2 protein-coding genes are annotated in these 3,631 nt (G+C 70.6%); both read left to right on the forward strand.

Going from position 1 to position 3,631, the window contains the following annotated elements:
* Window positions 1-236: 236 nt before the first annotated feature.
* Entirely contained in the window at window positions 237-1,025 is a 789-nt protein-coding gene (locus tag ACOV8S_RS00500) for an ABC transporter ATP-binding protein (RefSeq protein WP_448315223.1), read from the forward strand.
* On the forward strand, window positions 1,022-3,613 hold the full coding sequence (locus tag ACOV8S_RS00505; RefSeq protein ID WP_448315225.1) for an ABC transporter permease: 2,592 nt from the start codon (window positions 1,022-1,024) through the stop codon (window positions 3,611-3,613). Before ACOV8S_RS00500 ends, ACOV8S_RS00505 begins: the two co-directional genes overlap by 4 nt.
* Window positions 3,614-3,631 lie beyond the last annotated feature (18 nt).

A 3,631-nucleotide genomic window follows, 5' to 3' on the forward strand; every position in this document is an offset into this window, starting at 1 on the left:
GGGGTTTACCCCCCACCCGAACTGCACCGGGCACCATCGCGCCCGCCCCGCCCGGCGAGAAGACTCGACACGACGGCAGGACACCGCGCCCGGCGACCGAACAACCCACCCGGACGCGCGAGGCGACGCCGCACGTGACACCCGCACCACGCACCACGCACCACCGGCCCGCCCGCACACCGCGAGGGGGCCGGACATTTCCCGACAGGGACACAGACAACCCAAGGAGAAACACCGTGACTTCGGCTGTGACCATCCCCAAGTCCGGGGGCAACGGGAGGACATCGGCCGTCGCCGCGCGGGCGCGGCAGGTCGTCAAGGCCTACGGCACCGGAGAGACCCGCGTCGTCGCCCTCGACACCATCGACGTCGACCTGATGCGCGGCGAGTTCACCGCCATCATGGGCCCCTCCGGCTCCGGCAAGTCGACCCTGATGCACTGCCTCGCCGGACTCGACACCGTCACCTCCGGCCAGATCTTCCTCGACGACACCGAGATCACCGGCCTCAAGGACAAGAAGCTCACCCAGCTCCGCCGCGACCAGGTCGGCTTCGTCTTCCAGGCGTTCAACCTCGTGCCCACCCTCAACGCCCTGGAGAACATCACCCTCCCCCTCGACATCGCCGGCCGCAAGCCCGACAAGGAGTGGCTCGACACCGTCGTCACCACCGTCGGCCTCGCCGGCCGACTCAAGCACCGCCCCACCCAGCTCTCCGGCGGCCAGCAGCAACGCGTCGCCGTCGCCCGCGCCCTCGCCTCCCGGCCACAGATCATCTTCGGCGACGAACCCACCGGAAACCTCGACTCCCGCGCCGGCGCCGAGATCCTCGGCTTCCTGCGCCGCTCCGTCGACGACTTCGGCCAGACCATCGTCATGGTCACCCACGACCCGGTCGCCGCCTCCTACGCCGACCGCGTCATCTACCTCGCCGACGGCCGCATCGTCGACGAGATGCGCACCCCCACCGCCGAAGCCGTCCTCGACCGCATGAAGGCCTTCGACACCCGGGGGCGCACCTCATGAGCACCACACGCGACGCCTTCCGCGGCTTCCTCGCCCACAAGGGACGCATGGCCCTCTCCGCCGTCGCCGTCCTGCTCTCCGTGGCCTTCGTCTGCGGAACCCTGGTGTTCACCGACACCATGAACACCACCTTCGACAAGCTCTTCGCCACCACCTCCGCCGACGTCACCGTCAGCCCCGGCGACTCCAGCGCCGAGAACGCCTCCACCAACGGCAAACCACCCGTCCTGCCCGCCGACGTCCTCCAGGACGTCAAGAAGGCCGACGGCGTCGCCACCGCGGAAGGCGCCGTGTGGTCCACGAGCGTCACCGTCATCGACGCCGAGAAGGACAGCCTCTCCCCCACCGGCGGAGCGCCCACCATCGTCGGCAACTGGACCGCCAACGACGCCCGCACCATGAAGATCACCGACGGCACGCCGCCCCGCGGCCCCGACCAGGTCATGGTCGACGCCGACACCGCCGACAAGCACGGCCTCGCCCTGGGCGACAGCATCTCGGTCGTCAACGTCACCGGCACCCACACCGCGAAGATCAGCGGCATCGCCGCCTTCCTCGTCACCAACCCCGGCGCCGCCACCTTCTACCTCGACACCCCCACCGCCCAGCGGATCCTCGTCGGCGAGAAGGACGTCTTCACCGACGTCTACGTCACCACCGCCGCCGGCCACACCGACGCACAGGTCAAGAAGGCCCTCGCCACCGCCCTCGCCGGCACCGCCGACGGCGGCGACTACAAGATCCGCACCGCCGCCGAAGCAGCCGACGACGCCTCCGCCGACTTCGCCGGAGTCCTCGACGTCATGAAGTACGCCATGCTCGGCTTCGCCCTGCTGGCCGCCGTGGTCGGCGTCTTCCTGATCTTCAACACCTTCTCCATGCTCGTCACCCAGCGCACCCGGGAGATCGGTCTGATGCGCGCCATCGGCTCCTCGAGGAAGCAGGTGAACCGCACCGTGCTCGCCGAAGCCCTGATCCTCGGCGTCGTCGGATCAGCACTCGGCGTCGGAGCCGGCATCGGCCTCGCCGTCCTCCTCATGGAAGCCATGGGCGCCATGGGCATGAACCTCTCCACCGACGACCTCACCATCGCCTGGACCACCCCCGTCGCCGGCGTCGTCCTCGGCGTCGTCGTCACCGTCGTCGCCGCCTACCTGCCCGCCCGGCGCGCCTCCAAGGTGTCCCCGATGGCCGCCCTGCGCGACCCCGGCATGCCCGCCGACGCCCGCGCCGGCCGCATCCGCCTGATCCTCGGCACCGTCCTCACCCTCGCCGGAGCAGGCGCCCTCTACCTCACCACCCAGGCCGACACCGCCGGCACCGGCTCCCAATGGCTCGGCCTCGGCATCGTCACCACCCTCGTCGGCTTCATCGTCGTCGGACCCGTCCTCGCCTCCGGAGTCGTCCGGGTGCTGGGCGCCGTGATCCTGCGCCTCTTCGGCCCGGTCGGCCGCATGGCCGAACGCAACGCCCTGCGCAACCCGCGCCGCACCGGCGCCACCGGAGCCGCCCTGATGATCGGGCTCGCGCTCGTCGCCTGCCTCTCCGTCGTCGGCTCCTCCATGGTCGCCTCCGCCACCGACCAGCTCGACAAGAGCGTCGGCACCGACTTCATCATCCAGTCGCCCAGCGGCCAGCTGATCAACCCGCAGGTCGTCGACGCCGTCCGCGACACCGAAGGCATCGACCGCGTCACCGAGTACAAGCTGCTCCCCGACGCCACGCTCACCATGCCCGACGGCCGCGTCGCGCCCAAGGAATGGCTCAACGCCGCCGACCCCACCTACGCCGAGGACCTCCGCGTCGAGACCGAGGCCGGCGAGCTCGCCGACGCCTACAAGCCCGACTCCATGTCCGTCTTCGGCGACTTCGCCGAGAAGTACGACCTCACCATCGGCTCCGAGGTGAAGGTCGACTTCCCCGGCGGCGAGACCGCGACCCTCACCGTCCGCGCCATCACCACCGACGAGGTCACCGTCGACAAGGGCGCCCTCTACCTCTCCATCGACACCGCGGCCGCCCACATCCCGGCCGACAAGATGCCGCTCGACTCCCTGGTCTTCGCCGCGGCCGAGGACGGCCAGGAGGACGCCGCCTACACCGCGCTCAAGACCGCCCTCGACGGCCACCCGCAGTACCAGGTCATGGACCAGACCGACTACAAGGAGATCCTCAAGGACCAGGTCGGGCAGCTGCTCAACATCGTGTACGCACTGCTCGCCCTCGCGGTGATCGTCGCCGTCCTCGGCGTCGTCAACACCCTCGCCCTGTCGGTCATCGAGCGCACCCGCGAGATCGGGCTCATGCGGGCCATCGGCCTCTCCCGCCGCCAGCTGCGGCGGATGATCCGGCTGGAGTCGGTGGTCATCGCCCTCTTCGGCGCGCTGCTCGGGCTCGGGCTCGGCATGGGCTGGGGCGCCTCCGCGCAGCAGCTCCTCGCCCTCGAGGGCCTCACCATCCTCGAGATCCCCTGGCCCACCATCCTCGGCGTCTTCGCCGGCTCCGCGGTGGTCGGCCTCCTCGCCGCCCTCGCCCCCGCCTTCCGCGCGGGCCGCATGAACGTCCTCGACGCCATCGCCACGGAGTAGCCCTCCCGGCCCCTCGAC

Source organism: Streptomyces sp. CO7, assembly GCF_053474865.1.

Bases quoted from the DNA above. Each gene is read 5' to 3' on its own strand.
- ACOV8S_RS00505 (WP_448315225.1), top strand. From the start codon at position 1,022: ATGAGCACCACACGCGACGCCTTCCGCGGCTTCCTCGCCCACAAGGGA.